Origin of the sequence: Ruminococcus gauvreauii, assembly GCF_025151995.1 — a bacterium.
Lineage (GTDB): Bacteria > Bacillota > Clostridia > Lachnospirales > Lachnospiraceae > Ruminococcus_G > Ruminococcus_G gauvreauii.
On record NZ_CP102290.1, the window covers coordinates 3,367,393 to 3,385,945 of the forward strand.

Here is an 18,553-nt window from a genome sequence, read left to right on the forward strand (position 1 = left end):
GTGTGGAGACCTGTCGTAATGCGATGCGGATGAAGACGCCGGTCGCGAGATGACACATTGGGGAGCCAGTGTCATTAATGTCCATGAATATGGCAAAAGTTATTTTAAAACATATCAAAAAAGTGTACCCGAACATCGAAGAGAAGAAGAGCAGAAAGAAAAAAGACGAACCCAGGAAGAAGACTAACCTCACCATCACCGATGAAGGCGTGCTGGCAGTGCAGGATTTCAGCCTCGAAATCGCTGACAACGAATTTATCGTTCTGGTAGGACCTTCCGGCTGCGGCAAATCCACCACCCTCCGTATGGTGGCAGGACTCGAGAGCATCAGCGGCGGTGAGCTCCTGATCGATGACAAGAAGGTCAATGATGTAGAGCCGAAGGATAGAGATATCGCCATGGTATTTCAAAGCTACGCTTTGTACCCACATATGACAGTCCGAGAAAACATGGAATTTCCACTGAAACTCAGAAAGATGGACAAAGCTGAGATGCGCAGGAGAGTCGACGATGCCGCTGAGATCCTCGGCATCACCGAATACCTCGAGCGTAAGCCGAAAGCCCTCTCCGGCGGCCAGCGCCAGCGTGTAGCTATCGGCCGTGCTATCGTCAGAGAACCGAAAGTCCTTCTGATGGACGAGCCGCTCTCCAACCTCGATGCGAAGCTTCGTAACCAGATGCGTGCTGAGATTATCAAACTCCGCCAGAGAATCAACTCTACCTTCATCTACGTCACCCACGACCAGACAGAGGCTATGACCCTCGGCGACCGCATCGTCATCATGAAAGACGGCGTCGTACAGCAGGTCGGCACCCCGCAGGATGTCTTCGATCATCCGGCGAACCTCTTCGTAGCAGGCTTCATCGGCATGCCACAGATGAACATGTTCGAAGCGAAACTCATCGAAAACAACGGCAAGTACAGCGTTTCCGTACAGGGACTCACAGTAGAGCTCTCCGATGAGAAGCAGAGAAACCTCGCGGCGAACAGCGTCAAATCCCAGGACATCACCCTCGGCGTACGTCCGGACCATATCGAGCTCGTCACAGACGCTCATCCGGCCATCAGAGCGAAGATCGAAGTATCTGAGATGATGGGAAGTGAGATCCACCTTCATGCCAACGCAGACGGTCACGATACCATCATCATCGTACAGACCACCGAGCTGAAGGACAAGGGGGGCATCAGCAATGGCTCCAAGGTATCTTTTACGTTTGATGGTGCGTTGGCACACTTATTTGATAAAGAGACAGGAGTGAACCTGGAGAAATAATAGTGGCTCAGTGCAGATATTAGATTGGTTGCCTGAGAACAACTTTTAAGAAGAAAATACGGGGTTTAATTATGAAAATATATAAAGTGACAGATCCTGAATTTCGGATATACGGAAAGATCGTCGACGGCTACGACGTACAGCCCATCGTGGATGCGCTTCTTGCCTCCACGCCACTCTCTGATGGGGTAGAATATGTACCTGAAGATCCCATCCTCCAGAACCTGGAAGCCTCCAGGAACATCGCGCCGACCCTCTACGGCGGCCTCCCGGTAGAATTCGGCTGGTGCAATGGCCACAACACCCGCTTGAACTGTCTCGAATACCATCGTGACAGCGAATTCAATCTTCCGGCCGAGGACCTCATACTCCTCCTGGCCAAGCAGACCGACATCGAAGACATGATGCTCGACACCGCATCCGTGAAAGCCTTCCTCGTCCCCAAGGGCGTCCTCGTGGAAATCTACGCTACCACCCTTCACTACGCTCCCTGCCACGCAGATCCGGCAAAAGGCTTCCACATGATGGTCGCCCTCCCCAAGGGCACTAACCTTGATCTTCCGGCACGCCGCATCGGCAACAAGGAAGACCACTACCTCGCTGCAGTAAACAAATGGCTTTTGGCTCATCCCGACTCCGATGAAGCCCGCGGCGGCGCAGCCGTAGGGCTGAAAGGCACAAATATTGATCTGGCATTGGAATAGAAAGCCTGTGTGATCAGCGGGATGTGAGTAATATGCGGGGAAGAAATGCCTGAGATAAGAAAAGATCAGAGAAGAGAAGTCAGATGCCATCTATCTGCTTTATAGAAAATATGCAGGGGGGCAGGTGTGATTTGTATGAATCGCACCTGCCCTCGTATTGGTTATCTGGTTTATTGTCATCTGTTAAATGCAATGTATAGAAAATTTTACACAGATTTTACATATCCATGCCTATGAAATTTACCTGGATCGTTTAGAATAAAAACTGATACTGGGGTCTCTGCGTGTGATCCCGGAAAAACGATAAGAGAAAATAAGGAGAAAAGTATGGATTTATTTGATGTATTGACAATGGTCGGGGGACTTGCGTTATTCCTGTATGGAATGTCCCTTCTGGGGGACGGCCTTTCAAAAGCGTCAGGCGGCAGAATGGAAAAAATCCTGGAGAAACTGACTTCAAATCCGATCAAGGCGGTCCTGCTCGGGGCGGGCGTGACCGCTGTGATCCAGTCGTCATCGGCGACAACGGTGATGGTTGTAGGATTTGTAAACTCTGGTATTATGAAACTCTCACAGGCAGTGGGAATTATCATGGGAGCGAATATTGGTACGACGGTTACGTCATGGATCTTAAGCCTGACAGGAATTGAAAGCGGTAATTTTTTTATTCAGCTGTTAAAACCCACTTCGTTTTCACCGATCATGGCGGTCATCGGTGTGGCTATTTTCATGTTCTCGAAGAGTGAGAAGAAGAAAAATGTTGCGATGATTCTGGTAGGATTTGCTATCCTGATGTTTGGGATGGATACGATGAGTTCAGCGGTTAAACCGCTTGCAGATGTTCCGGAATTTACGAATATCCTGCTGATGTTCTCGAATCCGGTTCTGGGTGTTGTCGCAGGGGCAGTTCTGACGGCGGTCATTCAGAGCTCGTCGGCATCGATCGGTATTCTGCAGGCATTGTGTGTGACTGGTTCGGTGACATACGGTGCGGCGCTTCCTATTATCATGGGACAGAATATCGGCACCTGCGTGACAGCGATGATTTCCGGTATTGGAGCAAGCAAAAATGCAAGAAGGGCAGCACTTGTCCACCTCTATTTTAATATCATCGGAACCGTAATCTTTATGGTTGCGTTTTATGTACTGAATGCCGCCATTGGCTTTGCGTTCCTGGGAGATGCCGCCAATCCTGCAGGCATCGCTGTGATTCACAGCATTTTCAACATATCTGCAACGGCTGTCCTGCTGCCATTTTCAAAAGGTCTCGAGAAACTGGCTTACCTCACGATCAAGGCGGACGAGGAGACCGAGCTTCCCGCAGAGGAGACGGCGGATCTTCAGTTTCTGGATGCCAGGTTCTTGGATCAGCCGGCATTTGCGATCGGACAGTGCAAGACGGTTGCCATTCATATGGCTGAAATGGCACAGAAGGGCCTTTACACGGCGATGACTTTGATCAATAATTATCAGAAGGAAAAGGCAGACATGGTGGTCGCGCTGGAAAATAATGTGGATCACTATGAGGACCAGCTGGGAACGTATCTCGTAAAACTCAGCAGCCGTGACCTGTCACAGAAAGACAGTCATACGTTGTCACTCCTGCTTCACTGCATCGGGGATTTTGAAAGAATCTCAGACCATGCGGTAAATATCATGGAAGCGGCAAAAGAGATGCATGAGAAGGAGCTGTTCTTTTCCGAGAAGGCGGAGCATGAGCTGAATATCTACATGAACGCCGTGTGTGAAATCGTGGATACGGCGATTCAGGTATTCAGAGCGGAAGATCAGGAGATGGCGGAAAATATCGAACCTCTTGAAGAAGTCATTGACGGCATGCAGGAGGAGCTGAAAAAGCGTCATATCAAACGGCTTCGGAAAGGCACCTGTACAATTGAGATGGGATTTGTCCTGGCTGATCTCACGACGAACTTTGAGCGAGTGGCGGACCACTGCTCCAACATCGGCGTCTGTCTCCTGGAGCTGCAGGATGATGGAATGGATGTACATGAATATCTGGATGTACTGCGTCAGTCAGAGGATGAAAACTTTAAAAAACAGGTGGTACAGTTTGCAAAAAAATATGCTTTGCCGTAAAATAGATGGATACAGAGAACGGAGGTAACGAATGGCAGCAATATATATTGTGGAAGATGATCTGAATATTCGGGAAATAGAGACGTTTGCGCTGAAGAATGTCGGATATGATGTGGAGGATTTTGACTGTGCAAAGACCTTTTATGAGCGGCTGCAGCACAGGACGCCGACCTTGATAATACTCGATATTATGCTGCCGGATGAGGACGGACTTACGATTCTGAAGAATCTTCGGTCGCGTTCGGAGACCAGGAAAATTCCCATTATCATGGTGACGGCCAAGACGACGGAGATAGACAAAGTCAAAGGCCTGGATATGGGAGCCGATGATTATATGACGAAGCCATTTGGCGTCATGGAACTGATCTCACGGGTGAAAGCCCTGCTGCGCCGCAGTATGGATGTGGAGGAGGATAAATTCCTGTCTATGGGAAATCTGTTCCTCGACAATGAGCGGCGTATGGTATTCGTGGATGATGAGCCGTGTGATCTGACATATAAGGAGTATGAGCTGCTAAAGCTCCTGCTGCTGAATGCCGGAATCGTCACACCGAGAGATACCATTCTGGACAGGGTATGGGGAACAGATTTTGAAGGAGAATCCAGAACACTGGATATGCACATTAAAACGCTGCGGCAGAAACTGAAGACGGCAGGAAAATACATCAAGACTGTGAGAAATGTCGGTTACATTATGAGCAATGAGTGAGGGGGCAGATTTTGAAGAAAAAGATTCATGTCCAGTTCATAGGAATTGCTGCGATTGCCATAACAGCGACACTCATCTTATCGGTTGCGGTGTTTTATGATCTGTTTCAGAAACAGGTGCTGGAAGATCTGAAATCTTACGCCAATGTCCTGAGGGGCATTATGACACAGCAGGAAATCGATAAAGAGGCAGTCGCATATGAAATCGATGATATGCGTATCACCCTGATCAACCCGGATGGCTCCGTGGAGTTTGACAGCAATGCAGACACACATGCGATGGAAAATCATGGCGGAAGACCGGAAGTCACAGAGGCTTTTAAAGATGGGATCGGTGAGGCGATACGTAAGTCGGAGACGCTTGATAAAAACACATTTTATTATGCGGTAAAACTGCAGACCGGGCAGGTCCTTCGGGTAGCCAAGGAGGCAGGAAGTATCTGGAGTATTTTCTGGAGCGCGCTTCCTGTGATCGCCATGATTGCGCTGCTGATCTTTGCCATCTGTGTGGTTCTTGCCCGTGTCCTGACAAAAAGTTTGGTGAGACCGATCGAGCAGATGGCGGATGATATAGAAAACATGGATGAGATCAAAACGTATCCTGAGCTGACGCCGTTTATCGCCATGATACATAGCCAGCACAAAGATATCATGAAGAATGCCAAGATGCGCCAGGAATTCACGGCTAATGTTTCACACGAGCTGAAAACGCCGCTGACTTCAATCTCCGGATATTCGGAACTGATCGAGACCGGTATGGCGTCCGAAGAAGACGTAAGACGCTTTGCGAGAGAGATTCACCGCAATTCGTCACGGCTTTTGACTCTGATCAATGATATTATCCGATTGTCGGAGCTGGATGTCGAGGATATGAGTGTTGCATTTACCATGGTAAATCTCTATCAGCTGGCAGAGGCGTGTATCGGTATGCTTCAGCTGAATGCGGAGCAGCATGATGTTACCCTGAAACTCGAAGGGGGTCCGTGTACGATCTGCGCCAACCGCCAGATGCTGGATGAACTGATCTATAACCTGTGTGACAATGCCATTCGGTATAACAACCCTGGCGGGAGTGTGGTTGTCAGGTTGAAAAAAGATAAGGAAGAGACGATGCTGTCCGTTAAAGATACCGGAATCGGAATCCCGATACAGCATCAGGAGCGGGTGTTCGAAAGATTTTACCGTGTGGATAAGAGCCGCTCGAAGTCTACGGGAGGGACGGGGCTGGGGCTTGCCATCGTCAAACACATCGTGGCACAGCATCATGCAAGGATGGAGCTGGAGAGTGAATACGGAGCCGGAACGGAGATTCGTGTGTATTTTCCAAATAAGCAGGATCCGGGCTGGAAAAAGACATGAGATAATGAGAGAGAAAATTGACCGGGTATATGGATGAATATGTGCTGTAAGCAGTACAAAACGGGACCCCTGTGACAAACGGTTTACTGTCTGTCACAGGGGTCCCATCTGGTTATGAGCCTGTACGCCGGAACTGGTTATTTGAATGAAGCGTATGCTTTGCCGCCTTTCAGATTAACACCGTTTGCAGCAGCAAGCTCGTTAACGGTTACCAGATCATAGCCCAGAGACTTGAGTGTCGGAATCAACACTTCGGCGGCTTCCACTGAGGTCCTGTGGATATCATGCATCAGCACGATATCTCCCGCCTGTATGCTGTTCAGCACTGTTTCAACGGTTGTCTGTACATCTTTGGTCTTCCAGTCAAGCGTGTCGACAGACCAGAGGATCAACGGCTGGCTAATAGTTTTGGCAGTTTCCTCGTCATAATTTCCTCCGGGCGGGCGTACCACCCATGAAGGGTCTTTTCCTGTAATCTCCCGGATTTTTTTGGCAGTTGAGGTGATCTGCTCCCTGGCATCTTTTTTCTCCAGCGATGTCAGTGTGGAGTGGTCGTAAGAGTGGTTTCCGACCTGGCATTTCATATCAAACATCCGTTTGATGGTATCTCCGTAACTGTCCACCTGATTGCCGAGCAGGAAGAAAGTAGCGGATGCATCATTGGCGTTCAGGCAGTCGAGCAGCCGGTCTGTGTAGGGACCCGGTCCGTCATCGAAGGTGAGAGCGATCTTTGTTCCGGCAGCAACCTTGCCGGCATCCGGGTTATAACGTCCGTCACTGCCGAAGTAGCGGGCTTTCTGATTGTCCACCAGCCACCCTGTGTGCATCTTTCCGTCACCGTTCAGGTAATATGTGCCGTCTGCCAGTTCCAGCCATCCGGTCTGCATATCTCCGTCTGTGCTGAAATAATACCAGGCATCCCCGGTATCCAGCCACCCGGTTTTCATAGATCCGGCTTCTTCAAAGAAGTATGTTTTGTCGTTGATCGTCTGCCATCCATTCACCATGGCTCCGTCACTTCCCAGATAGTACCATACATCGCTGTCTTTCAGCCATCCGGTCTGCATGATTCCATCTTCATTCAGAAAGTAATATTTGTCTTTATCGATCAGCCATCCGGTATGACGGGTACCATCCTCGTCGATATAATAGTACTGATCATCAGTCAGGATCCATCCTGTCGACAGGCTTCCGCTGTCATCAAAATGATATTTGGTGCCCTCGATCGTATACCATCCGGTTACCATGGCGCCGTCGTCATCCAGATAATAGTGCTTTCCCTGGTCTTCCAGCCAGCCGGTTTCACGTTCTCCGGCATAATCAAGGTAATACCAGGTATCACTTTGTTCGATCCATCCCGTTTTCATGTAACCGTCTTCGTCAAAGAAATAAGAGTTTCCATCGATGGAGAACCAGGTGTCTTTGACGGGAGAACCGGTATTTTCAATATACTGCCAGCCTTTTTCATCGAGTTCCCAGTGGGAGAGCGGCTTGTCCGAACCTTCGGAAGGAGTTGGTTCCCATTTTGCGAGAGCGATCTCCTCCTGCACATATGCCATAATCTCCCGGCCGAACAGCAGGCAGGTTACGATGAACAGAATTCCGATAAAAATGGCTGTTATCTTCAGCTTTTTCATAAAAAACTCCCCTTAATCATATTTTCCCATGTCTATATGATAAGCGGATTCGACATAATTTGCAAGAAAAATCCTGACCGCAAGGTTCTACAGATGCTGGTAATAAAAGATAGCGAGCTGCGTCCGGTCTCTCAGGGACAGCTTTTCCAGTATCAGACTGAGGTAGTTTCTTACGGTACCTTCGCTCAGAAACAGGTACTCTGCGATTTCTCTGTTGCTCTTTCCGTCGGCTACCAGTTTTATCACCTCATACTCACGGCTGCTGATATTATGCGACGCATAGTCGAAGTCTGAGGAGGTCTGAAGAAGATCTGGTAATTTTGCGGTGATCGTATCACCGAACACGGTCTGACCGGTGTGTACCGACTTTATGGCTGGAATGATACTCTGGTAATCCTGCTTGAGCAGATACCCCCTGACACCCGACTTCAGGGCTTTGACGATATATTCATCGTCGGAAAAAGTGGTCAGCAGCAGGATCTTGGCTTCGGAATGTTTTGACAGGATCTGCACTGCGCCGTCCAGTCCGTCTGTATTCTGCATCCGGATATCCATCAGCAGTACATCCGGCCGAAATTTTTCGTAGAGGGGAAGCGCCTCGGCGCCGTCTGTTCCGATGGCTGCGACGTTTATTTCCGGGTCAGTTTCCAGAATGCTTTTTAAAGCTCCGGAGACGAGACAGTCGTCGTCTATGATCACAATCTTCATGTCGTTGTTCTCCTTTCCATCTGTTTGGGAACCGTGATAAAAATACGGAAGCCATGATCGCTGCTGATCTGTATGTTGCCGTTTAAACTCCATATGCGGTCTCTCATATTAATGAGTCCGATGCCGGATTCTGTCAGAGGCTTTCCGGATGTTCCGTTATCCTCGATCAGAAGCTGATACAGTGCAGGGTGCTCCCGCAGAATGATGTGGACGGATGTTGCGTTGCTGTGCTTCATGATATTGGCCAGCGCCTCCTTCAAAATGGAAATAAAACCGTATTTGATGCCTCTGGGAACAGCATCGGTGATATCATAGTCCAGTCTGACCGGGCAGAAGGAAAATTCTGCAATCAGGCTTTTGACGGCCTCTTCCATATTAATGGATTCATCATGGAGGTCATGAACGCTGGAACGGATGTTGTCCATGGCGGAGGACAGGGTATCTTCCAGCTGGTTCAGGGAGGGCATGAGCACAGGCTCCCGGCTGACTGCTTTCAATGCGCCGGTCATCAGGATGGAACGTGTCAGCAGGTGACCCACGTTGTCATGGATCTCCCGTGCAATCCTGTTTCGTTCTCTTAAGGTTGCGGCGTAGATTTCGTAATCCTGCTTGTCACGCAGCGACTGGTTTTTCTGCTGCAGCAGCAGATTTAACTCGGTGGTATCGTCTCTGGTACGCTTATACTGCAGATCCAGATTCCGGTATGCGTGATTCAGCGAAAACAAAAGTACAGCGATCAGACATCCCAGAAGAATGAAGAGTAAGAGAACGACCTGACCGGGAATGCAGTAACAGAGCAGAGAAAAGACACACAAGGAAGCGGCAGCATAATGCCGCGCACCAGCCAGGGCATAGGTGACAGCCGGCAGAAACAACAGCAGCTGCGGCATAATCCAGGATGCTGCGCTGTAAATCAGTAGAATCGCCAGACGGTACCTTCTTCCCATAAAAGAGCAGGAGCAGACAATGGAGATACAGATCAAAAATGACAGTATAAAAACAGGTGTGATTTCTGTAAGCTGCACCGTAAACAGACTGTAGGCAAACAGCAGAAAAATACTGGCAATCGATCTCATGGGCAGTCCCTCCTTCTGGTTAGATTATATCTCACAGATGATTGGTTGGCAACTGCAGCAGAAATTCATGACATTTGTCATACTCTGTTCTGACGCAGTTCACTACGCAGGGGCTGCCGCATCCGGTATACTGTAATCATAAGATACCGGGGTCTTGTTTGGGATTACCCTTTGACCCTTGCGTCATCATAAAGAATGGCAGGAGGATTGTATGATGATTACGATAGAAAATCTGGTGAAACGATATGGTGATCTGCTGGCGCTGGATCATTTGAATCTGGAGATTAAGGAGGGTGAGATATTCGGCCTTCTGGGGCCGAACGGGTCCGGAAAAACGACGGCGATCAACTGTATGCTGGCTCTTTTAAAGTATGATAAGGGGATGATCCGTATCCGGGGGCAGGAGATGAAGCCTGACAGTTATGAGATCAAGAAAGAGATCGGGGTCGTTCTCCAGAACGTAGCAGTATTTGAGCAGATGACGGTGTACGAAAACATTGATTATTTCTGCGGGCTGTATGTTTCCGACAAAAGCAAGAGGAAACAGCTGGTGGAAGAGGCCATTGCTTTTGTAGGACTGGAAGACTTTGTGAAGATGAGACCGAAAAAACTTTCCGGAGGTCTGCTGCGAAGACTGAACATCGCATGCGGCATCGCGCATAAACCAAAGCTGATTTTCATGGATGAGCCTACCGTTGCGGTTGACCCTCAGAGCCGTAATAAGATTCTGGAAGGGATCATGGAACTGAACCGTCAGGGATCTACGATCATTTACACATCGCATTACATGGAAGAGGTGGAACAGATCTGTTCCCGAATCGCCATCATCGATCACGGAAGAGTACTCGCGACAGGTACGAAGGAGTCTCTGAAGAGTATGATCAAGACGGGGGAGACGATCACGATCGAAGCGGTGATCTTACAGGAAACACAGGTTGAAATGCTGCGGCAGCTACCGCATGTGTTTGACGTACACTATGAGGAACAGATTCTGAAGATACGATGCAGCAGGGGGAAACATAACCTGATACGTGTTCTGAATTACCTGCAGGAACAGGACATTGCATTTGGAAGAGTGTTCTCGGAACTTCCTACATTGAACGATGTATTTCTTGAGATCACCGGAAAACAGCTTCGGGATTAGGGGGGAAGAACAATGATGCATTTATTGAAATATCTGTTGATACAGACTGTCCGGGAAAAAGAAAATATGTTCTGGGCGCTGATGTTTCCCATTGTGCTGGGAACGTTCTTTTACTTCTCATTCGGAAGCGGGGACATGGGGGAGGATATGGAGGCGATACCGGTCGCAGTTGTCCGGGAGGCAGAAGACCACGCTTTTATGACATTTCTGGATGAAATGGACGGCGACATCCTGAAGGTAAGTGAGATGACGGAGGATAGGGCGCAGGCTGCTCTTAAAGGCGGAAAAGTTACAGGGATTTTCCATGCAGGTGATACTCTTTCTCTGACAGTCGGTTCGTCAGGAATCAGCGAGAGCATCCTGAAATCCCTGCTTGATACGTATCAGAAAAATGCCGCCATGATGGAACGGATTGCCGAAGAGTATCCGGAGCGCATGCAGGATGCGCTGCAGTCTCTCAGCGAATACCGGACAATGACGACGGCGGTATCTCCGGGCGGAAAGACGCATGATAATAATGTAATGTATTTTTTTGCTCTGATTGGTATGGCGTGTCTGTTCGGAGCATTTCTGGGTCTTCAGTCGATCTATGACATGAAGCCGAATCTCTCGGCGCTCGGGGCGAGACAGAGCATTACACCGACACACCGCCTGAAGCTGATCCTGTGTGATCTGATCGTGGTGTTCGTGATTCATTATATCAATATCCTTCTGGTCGTTGCCTATCTGAGATTTGTGTTGAAGATCAATCTGGGTGATAACATCGCGGCCTTGCTGGGCGTGTGTCTGCTGGGAAGTATGATCGGAGTGGCTTACGGTATTATGATCGGATGTCTGAAGAAGGTCGACAAAGGAGTAAAAATAGGGATTGTGGTAGGCAGCAGCCTGTTCTTCAGTTTCCTGGCTGGCATGATGGTGGGCAATATGAAAGATATCATAGAGCGCAGCTGTCCTGTTGTGAACCGTCTGAATCCGGCGGCAGTCCTGTCCGATGCATTTTACTGTATGGCGGTGTATGATAGTCCGGAACGTTTCCTGCGGAATATCATAACGATGGTAATCATGGCCGTATTGTTTGTAACAATTGCATTTCTTGGAATCAGGAGGGAGCGCTATGACAGTATTTAAAGGTTTTCTGAAGATCATTAAGAGTAATCGGCACATCATTATCATGTATATCGTGATCTTTATGACCATCTCTGTTATGTCACAGAAGTTTCTGGGGGAAACTGAGCAGGAAGGCTTTGAGGCGTCAAGGCTTGATGTGGCAGTGATCGATAAAGACGGGGGCATCGTTGCAGGTAAGTTTAAAGAATTTCTGGCGCTGTACCACGATGTGAAAGAGGTTCCGGATGACAGGGATATGATTCAGGAAGAGATGTTTAACCGAAATCTCGACTATGTCGCGGTCATACCGGAGAACTTTGAGGAGGCGTGTTTGGGGCAGCAGGGACCTGTGGAGACGATCAGGCTGCCGGACTCAAACAAGGCGTTTTACGCAGATCAGCAGATCAATACGTTTTTGAATGACATGCGGGTAATGACAGATTCCGGTTTCAGCGCAGGGGAGGCAGCGGATGAGATTCTGAGGATCTCCGGCGAGAAAGTGCAGGTGACCATGCTTGATCAGGATGGACACGGCGGACAGAAGCCGCCGTATGTCTTCATGTTTCAGTATATGCCTTATATCATGCTGGCGGTGCTTTGTTACTGTATGAGTTATGTTCTGATCGCATTCCGCAAAAAAGAAGTCCGCAGCAGAATGCTCTGTTCAGCGGTCAGTGTCCGCAGCCAGAATATGCAGATGATATTGGGGACGGCTCTGTTTGGGATTGTTTTCTGGGTGTTGTGCCTTCTGATGACACTGGCATTAAACGGCATGGATTTTCTGCAGGACGGCCACGCCCTGCTGTATATGCTGAACAGCTTCCTTATGATGCTGGTTGCCCTGTCGATGGCATATCTTCTGGGCATATGCTGCAAGAGTGATATTACAGTCAATGCTGTCGTGAATGTAGCGGCGCTGGGAATGAGTTTTCTGTGCGGTGTATTCGTACCGCTGGAAGTCATTGGGGTACAGGTCCGGCGTGTGGCACAGTTTCTTCCGGTTTACTGGTATGAATATATCCATCAGGTTATAAGTTCACATGCTGTGCTGAACGAGGGTATGAAAACGGATATTTTAAAAGGCGTGGGAATACAGCTGGCGTTTGCCGCGGCGTTTCTGTGCATCGCAGTGATGCTGGATAAGTACAGGGGACAGACTGCTAAAAGCTGAGAACCCTGATATGAAAGTCCGGTTTCCGGGGACTTTAACGTCCCATATACGGAAACCGGACTTTTTTTTCAAAGGGTTTGAACTGTTTTTGGGGTATGTGGTAGAATAGCAGTATGTCAAAAAAATGGTGGGAAGAACATGCAGGAAAAAGAACGTTTGAATAAATTTTTAAGTGAGGCGGGCGTATGCTCCAGAAGAGAGGCGGACCGGTTGATCGAGGCAGGTGCGGTGACGGTTAACGGCGAACCTGCCGTGACGGGCATGCGGGTCTCGGAGGAAGATACCGTGCTCGTCAAAGGAAAGAAGATCAGGAAAAAGGAAGAGATGGTTCTTCTGCTGATGAATAAACCAAGAGGCCTCATCTGTACGGCGCAGACCAGGGAAAAACCAAATATCATAGAATATCTGAATTATCCGGTGAGGGTCTATCCGGTCGGCCGGCTTGATAAGGAGTCAGAAGGCCTGCTGCTGCTGACGAATAACGGGGATCTGGTGAATCGGATCATGCGGGCGGGCAATTTTCACGAGAAAGAGTACCGCGTTTGGGTGGACAGGCCCATTGACCAGGAATTCATCAAAAAGATGAGCGGCGGCGTCCCGATTCTGAATACGGTGACGCGGCCGTGTAAAGTGAGAAAAACGGGGAAAAATACGTTTAGTATTATATTGACGCAGGGACTGAACCGACAGATCAGACGAATGTGTGAATATCTCGGATATCAGGTGAAAAGACTGGTACGCGTCCGTATCATGAACCTCAGACTGAACGGCATAGAAACGGGAGCATACCGCAGGATTACGGATCAGGAGTACAGAGAACTGCAGGAACTTTTAAAAGATTCCACATCGCTGTCTTGGAAGGAGAGATTATGAACCAGCAGGAATATATGAAGGAACTTGTCGGGAAGCTGAATGAGGCTTCCAGGGCTTATTATCAGGAAAACAGAGAAGTGATGAGCAATTTTGAATATGACAGACTCTATGATGAGCTGGAGAAACTCGAGGAAGAGACGGGAGTCGTTCTGGCGAACAGTCCGACAGTGTCTGTCGGATATGAATCACTCGACGAACTTCCGAAGGAAGAGCATGAACGTCCGATGCTGTCGCTGGACAAGACGAAGGACGCAGAGGCACTCAAAAAGTTCATCGGCGCAAATAGGACGCTGCTGTCATGGAAGCTGGACGGACTCACGATTGTTCTCACATACCGGGACGGTGAATTGCACAAGGCTGTCACAAGAGGAAACGGTGTGATCGGCGAGGTGATCACCAACAATGCAAAAGTATTTCAGAACATTCCGCTTAAGATTCCGTATCCGGGAGAGCTGGTCTTAAGAGGCGAAGCCATCATCACGTATTCGGATTTCGAAAAGATCAACCGGCTGATACCGGATGTGGATGCGCGTTATAAGAATCCCAGAAATCTTTGCAGCGGTTCCGTACGTCAGCTGGATAACCGTATAACAGCCAGGCGGAATGTCCGCTTTTTTGCGTTTGGGCTTGTGAGGGCGGAGGACGTTGACTTCCACAATTCGCGTGAGTCGCAGATGGAATGGCTGAAAGAACAGGGATTTGAGACAGTGGAATACCGTATGGTGGACGCAGATAACGTGGAGAAGGAAATCGAATGGTTTTCGAATCATATCGGGAAAAATGATTTCCCATCAGACGGACTGGTCGCTGTCTATGATGACATTGCATATGGAGAATCGCTGGGGAGCACGGCAAAGTTTCCAAGGAATTCCTGCGCGTTTAAATGGGCGGATGAGACGAGACAGACGCATCTCGTAAAGATCGAGTGGAGTCCGTCGCGGACAGGCCTGATCAATCCAATCGCTGTATTTGAACCGGTGGAACTTGAAGGAACGACGGTCAGCCGTGCAAGCGTACACAATCTCAGCATACTGAAAGCCCTGGAGCTGGGGGAAGGAGATGAGATCACCGTCTATAAGGCAAATATGATCATTCCTCAGATTGCGGAAAATCTGACCAAAAGCGGATTTAAAGATATGCCGGAGAAGTGCCCGGCATGCGGGGAAGAAACACACGTACAGCAGGACAGTGACGTTGAGGTACTGATGTGTACCAATTCAGAATGTCCGGCGAAAGCGATCAAGGCATTTACGCTGTTTGTCAGCCGCGATGCGATGAATATTGAAGGATTGTCGGAAGCGACTCTGGAAAAGTGGATAGCCAGAGGTTTTTTGAAAGATTTTGGGGATATCTTTGAGATCAGCAGATATCGGGAAGAAATCACAACCATGGAAGGATTTGGGGAAAAGTCATATGAAAATCTGATACAGAGCATTGACAGGGCGAGACACACGACGCTTCCGCGTCTTCTGTATGCGCTGGGCATTCCCAATATCGGTGTGGCAAACGCAAAGATGATATGCAGAAGCTTTCAGAATAATCTCGAGAAGATCCGCAGTGCGACCGAAGAAGAACTGCAGGATATCGAGGGAGTGGGTGCCGTGATCGCGCGGGCTTTCGCAGAGTATTTCCGAAAAGAAGAGAATCAGAAGAAACTCGATCATCTGCTGGCGCACGTGGAACTTGAGGAACAGCAGGAAGAGGAAGCACAGATATTTGAGGGCAGGAACTTTGTGATAACAGGAAGCGTTGTACATTTTGCAAACCGAAGCGAACTGAAGGAAGAGATTGAGAAGCGGGGCGGCAGGGTGACCGGAAGCGTGTCCTCCAAGACGGATTATCTGATCAACAATGATGCCGGTTCCGCGTCTTCGAAGAATAAGAAAGCGGCACAGCTGGGGGTTATGGTGATCACCGAGGAAGAATTTCTTAAAATGCTGCAGAAATAGGAACAGATTGACATTTTTTCTTATCTTGGTTACAATTGCTCTTAACATGAAGAGTGAAAGACTGGGATACGAAATGAGGAATGACGTTTGGAAAATGAAGAAATACAGCTGACAGAGAAGAAACTGTCAGTGGAACGGGGAAAACGCGGCGTGCTGAAGGTGATCTTCGGCAGGACGGCGATCATCATTGTGCTGCTGCTGATTCAGCTTTTGGTTCTGTTTGTTGGGTTTCAGTATCTGCGGCAGTATATAGACATGGTCTACTTCTATGCCATTTACCAGGTGTTTATGGCGGTGCTGGTCCTGTGGATCATCAATCAGCAGGGTAACCCTGCATTCAAGCTGGCGTGGATTGTGCCTATCCTGGTGCTTCCGGTATCAGGGGCATTGTTTTACGTTTTTATCAAATTACAGCTTGGCAGCAGGATGCTCAATAAGCGGCTGTACAAACTGGCAGAGGAGACAAAAGTATATTCAAAACAGGATATGGAGACGATGCTTCATCTGGAAGATGAGCACCGTCAGGTAGTAAGTCTGGCCAGGTATCTGAGTGAGACTGCCTCCTTTCCGGTGTACCGGAATACGACGGTCAAATATTTTCCGCTTGGAGAGGATAAGTTCGAAGAGCTGAAAATACAGTTAAAGCGAGCGAAACAATTTATCTTTCTGGAATATTTTATTATTCAGGAAGGACTGATGTGGGATACAGTTCTGGATATTTTAAAGGAGAAGGTGCAGGAAGGTGTTGAGGTACGTCTGATGTATGACGGTACCTGTACACTTGCACTGCTTCCGTCCCAATATCCGAAACAGATGGAGGAGCTTGGCATCAAATGTAAGGTATTTGCGCCGATCCGGCCTGCACTATCGACATCGCAGAATAACCGGGACCACAGAAAGATACTGGTCATCGACGGCGAGACGGCGTTTACCGGCGGTATCAATCTGGCAGATGAATATATCAATAGAAAAGTTCGTTTCGGGCATTGGAAAGATACCGGAATCATGATCCAGGGAGATGCGGTCCGCAGTTTTACCCTGATGTTCCTGCAGATGTGGGACATCGACGTGAAGAAAGAAAATTACTCCCGGTATCTGGACGTTCCGAGATATATGCCGGCATACGGTGCACCGGGTTTTGTGATTCCGTACGGGGACAGCCCGCTGGACAATGAACCGGTAGGACAGCAGGTCTATCTGGATATGATCTATGGCGCAAAGGACTATCTGCATATTATGACTCCATATCTGATACTGGACCATGAGACACTGCAGGCTTTTCAGTTCGCGGCTAAGCGCGGTGTGGATGTGAAGATCATCATGCCGCATATCCCGGATAAATGGTATGCGTTTGTTGTCGCCAAGACGTATTATCAGGAGCTCTTAAAGACAGGGGTTAAGATATACGAGTACACACCTGGCTTTATCCATGCAAAAAGCTTTGTGACCGATGATGAACAGGCGGTTGTGGGGACGATCAACCTGGATTTTAGAAGTCTTTATCTTCATTTCGAATGTGCCGCGTACATGTATAAGGTGCCGTGCATTGCCGATATTGAGAGGGACTACCAGGAGACTCTGGAAAAATGCCAGAGAATCACAGTTGAAGACTGCAGACGGGAAAAACTGAGCGTGAAGGCGGCGGGCAGAATACTGAGACTGTTTGCTCCGCTGATGTAAGCCGGGATATTCTTAATTGAAAGGAAAGAGGGTAACAGATATGCCGATTAAAATACAGAGTGACTTGCCGGTAAAGGAAATACTGGAGAAGGAAAACATATTTGTGATGGATGAGCATCGCGCCATGCATCAGGACATTCGTCCGATTCAGATACTGATACTGAATCTGATGCCGCTGAAGGAGGAGACAGAGCTGCAGCTGCTGCGTTCTCTGTCCAATACTCCGCTGCAGGTGGACGTGACGTTTATGAAGGTGAGTTCGCATGAGTCAAAGAACACGTCGCTGAGTCATCTGAACAAGTTTTATCAGACTTTTGATGAGCTGAAGGATCAGAAATTTGACGGTATGATCGTGACGGGGGCGCCCGTTGAGAAGATGGAGTTTGAAGAGGTGGATTACTGGGATGAGATGACACAGATCATGGACTGGAGCCAGAAGAATGTTACTTCGACGCTCTTCCTCTGCTGGGGAGCGCAGGCTGCGCTGTATTATTTTTACGGTCTGCCGAAGGTCCAGCTGGATAAAAAGCTGTTCGGGCTGTTCTGGCACCGGGTGAAAAACAGAAAAATACCGCTGGTGCGGGGATTTGACGACGTGTTTTTAGCGCCGCATTCCAGACATACGGATGTGCCGATCGAAAAGATTCGTGCGTGTGAGGAGCTGACGGTTCTGGCGGAGTCTGAAGAAGCCGGAATCTTCCTGGCGATGGCCCGGGAAGGACGCCAGATTTTTGTGATGGGACACCCGGAGTATGACAGGGTAACGCTCGATACAGAGTACAAGAGAGATCTGTCCAAAGGCCTTCCGATCGATATTCCGAAGAATTATTATGAGAACGATAATCCGGACAATAAACCGGACCTCAAGTGGCGGGCGACGGCCAACAACCTGTATACGAACTGGCTGAACTACTACGTGTATCAGAGTACGCCGTTTGATCTGTACGGCACACCGTTTTAAAAAGAATGAAAGAAGAGTCATTGCAACGTGAGTGTATCCTCATGGAACGGTGACTCTTTTTTGCTGTGAGTAAAATAATGTCCGAATGTTGTAACGAAACTGACA

15 protein-coding genes are annotated in these 18,553 nt (G+C 48.6%); 12 read left to right on the forward strand and 3 right to left on the reverse strand.

From position 1 onward, the window contains the following. The first annotated feature begins 89 nt into the window (after window positions 1–89). The 5 genes from NQ502_RS15895 (at window position 90) to NQ502_RS15915 (ending at window position 6,142) form a co-directional block, all read left to right on the forward strand. Window positions 90–1,274 (forward strand): ABC transporter ATP-binding protein, encoded by a 1,185-nt coding sequence (locus NQ502_RS15895; protein WP_028527409.1) that lies wholly within the window; start codon window positions 90–92, stop codon window positions 1,272–1,274. 71 nt (window positions 1,275–1,345) lie between these two features. Further along, window positions 1,346–1,978: a DUF4867 family protein gene (locus NQ502_RS15900; protein WP_028527408.1), complete on the forward strand. Its 633-nt coding sequence runs from the start codon at window positions 1,346–1,348 to the stop codon at window positions 1,976–1,978. 327 nt (window positions 1,979–2,305) lie between these two features. Then, window positions 2,306–4,075, forward strand: coding sequence for a Na/Pi cotransporter family protein (locus NQ502_RS15905; RefSeq protein WP_028527407.1), 1,770 nt, complete (start codon window positions 2,306–2,308; stop codon window positions 4,073–4,075). Between the two features lie 31 nt (window positions 4,076–4,106). Next, window positions 4,107–4,784: a response regulator transcription factor gene (locus NQ502_RS15910; protein WP_028527406.1), complete on the forward strand. Its 678-nt coding sequence runs from the start codon at window positions 4,107–4,109 to the stop codon at window positions 4,782–4,784. An 11-nt stretch (window positions 4,785–4,795) separates the two neighbouring features. Continuing rightward, on the forward strand, window positions 4,796–6,142 hold the full coding sequence (locus NQ502_RS15915; RefSeq protein WP_028527405.1) for a sensor histidine kinase: 1,347 nt from the start codon (window positions 4,796–4,798) through the stop codon (window positions 6,140–6,142). A 137-nt stretch (window positions 6,143–6,279) separates the two neighbouring features. Here the strand turns inward: NQ502_RS15915 and NQ502_RS15920 are convergent, their stop codons facing one another. The 3 genes from NQ502_RS15920 to NQ502_RS15930 all read right to left on the reverse strand — a co-directional run bounded on the left by NQ502_RS15920 (window position 6,280) and on the right by NQ502_RS15930 (window position 9,563). Next, on the reverse strand, window positions 6,280–7,779 hold the full coding sequence (locus tag NQ502_RS15920) for a polysaccharide deacetylase family protein (protein WP_049898013.1): 1,500 nt from the start codon (window positions 7,777–7,779) through the stop codon (window positions 6,280–6,282). 87 nt (window positions 7,780–7,866) lie between these two features. After that, complete coding sequence (locus NQ502_RS15925; RefSeq protein ID WP_028527404.1) at window positions 7,867–8,487, reverse strand: response regulator; 621 nt, start codon at window positions 8,485–8,487, stop codon at window positions 7,867–7,869. Continuing rightward, the gene (locus NQ502_RS15930) at window positions 8,484–9,563 is read right to left on the reverse strand and encodes a sensor histidine kinase (protein ID WP_028527403.1); all 1,080 of its coding nucleotides are present in this window, start codon (window positions 9,561–9,563) and stop codon (window positions 8,484–8,486) included. The genes NQ502_RS15925 and NQ502_RS15930 overlap by 4 nt, the downstream gene beginning before the upstream one ends. A gap of 211 nt (window positions 9,564–9,774) precedes the next feature. Here NQ502_RS15930 and NQ502_RS15935 point away from each other — a divergent pair, with 211 nt between their 5' ends. From NQ502_RS15935 to metA, 7 genes are all read left to right on the forward strand, one after another. Further along, complete coding sequence (locus tag NQ502_RS15935; protein WP_341349385.1) at window positions 9,775–10,707, forward strand: ABC transporter ATP-binding protein; 933 nt, start codon at window positions 9,775–9,777, stop codon at window positions 10,705–10,707. Between the two features lie 12 nt (window positions 10,708–10,719). Further along, entirely contained in the window at window positions 10,720–11,835 is a 1,116-nt protein-coding gene (locus NQ502_RS15940) for an ABC transporter permease (protein WP_028527401.1), read from the forward strand. Then, window positions 11,822–12,985: an ABC transporter permease gene (locus NQ502_RS15945; RefSeq protein ID WP_028527400.1), complete on the forward strand. Its 1,164-nt coding sequence runs from the start codon at window positions 11,822–11,824 to the stop codon at window positions 12,983–12,985. Before NQ502_RS15940 ends, NQ502_RS15945 begins: the two co-directional genes overlap by 14 nt. Window positions 12,986–13,123: 138 nt before the next feature. Then, entirely contained in the window at window positions 13,124–13,858 is a 735-nt protein-coding gene (locus tag NQ502_RS15950; RefSeq protein WP_028527399.1) for a pseudouridine synthase, read from the forward strand. Beyond that, window positions 13,855–15,807: an NAD-dependent DNA ligase LigA gene (ligA, locus tag NQ502_RS15955; RefSeq protein WP_028527398.1), complete on the forward strand. Its 1,953-nt coding sequence runs from the start codon at window positions 13,855–13,857 to the stop codon at window positions 15,805–15,807. Before NQ502_RS15950 ends, ligA begins: the two co-directional genes overlap by 4 nt. A gap of 87 nt (window positions 15,808–15,894) precedes the next feature. Further along, window positions 15,895–17,487, forward strand: a complete 1,593-nt coding sequence (gene cls / locus NQ502_RS15960; RefSeq protein ID WP_242830202.1) for a cardiolipin synthase — start codon at window positions 15,895–15,897, stop codon at window positions 17,485–17,487. A gap of 40 nt (window positions 17,488–17,527) precedes the next feature. Then, complete coding sequence (gene metA, locus NQ502_RS15965; protein WP_028527396.1) at window positions 17,528–18,448, forward strand: homoserine O-acetyltransferase MetA; 921 nt, start codon at window positions 17,528–17,530, stop codon at window positions 18,446–18,448. The last annotated feature ends 105 nt before the right edge of the window (window positions 18,449–18,553 follow it).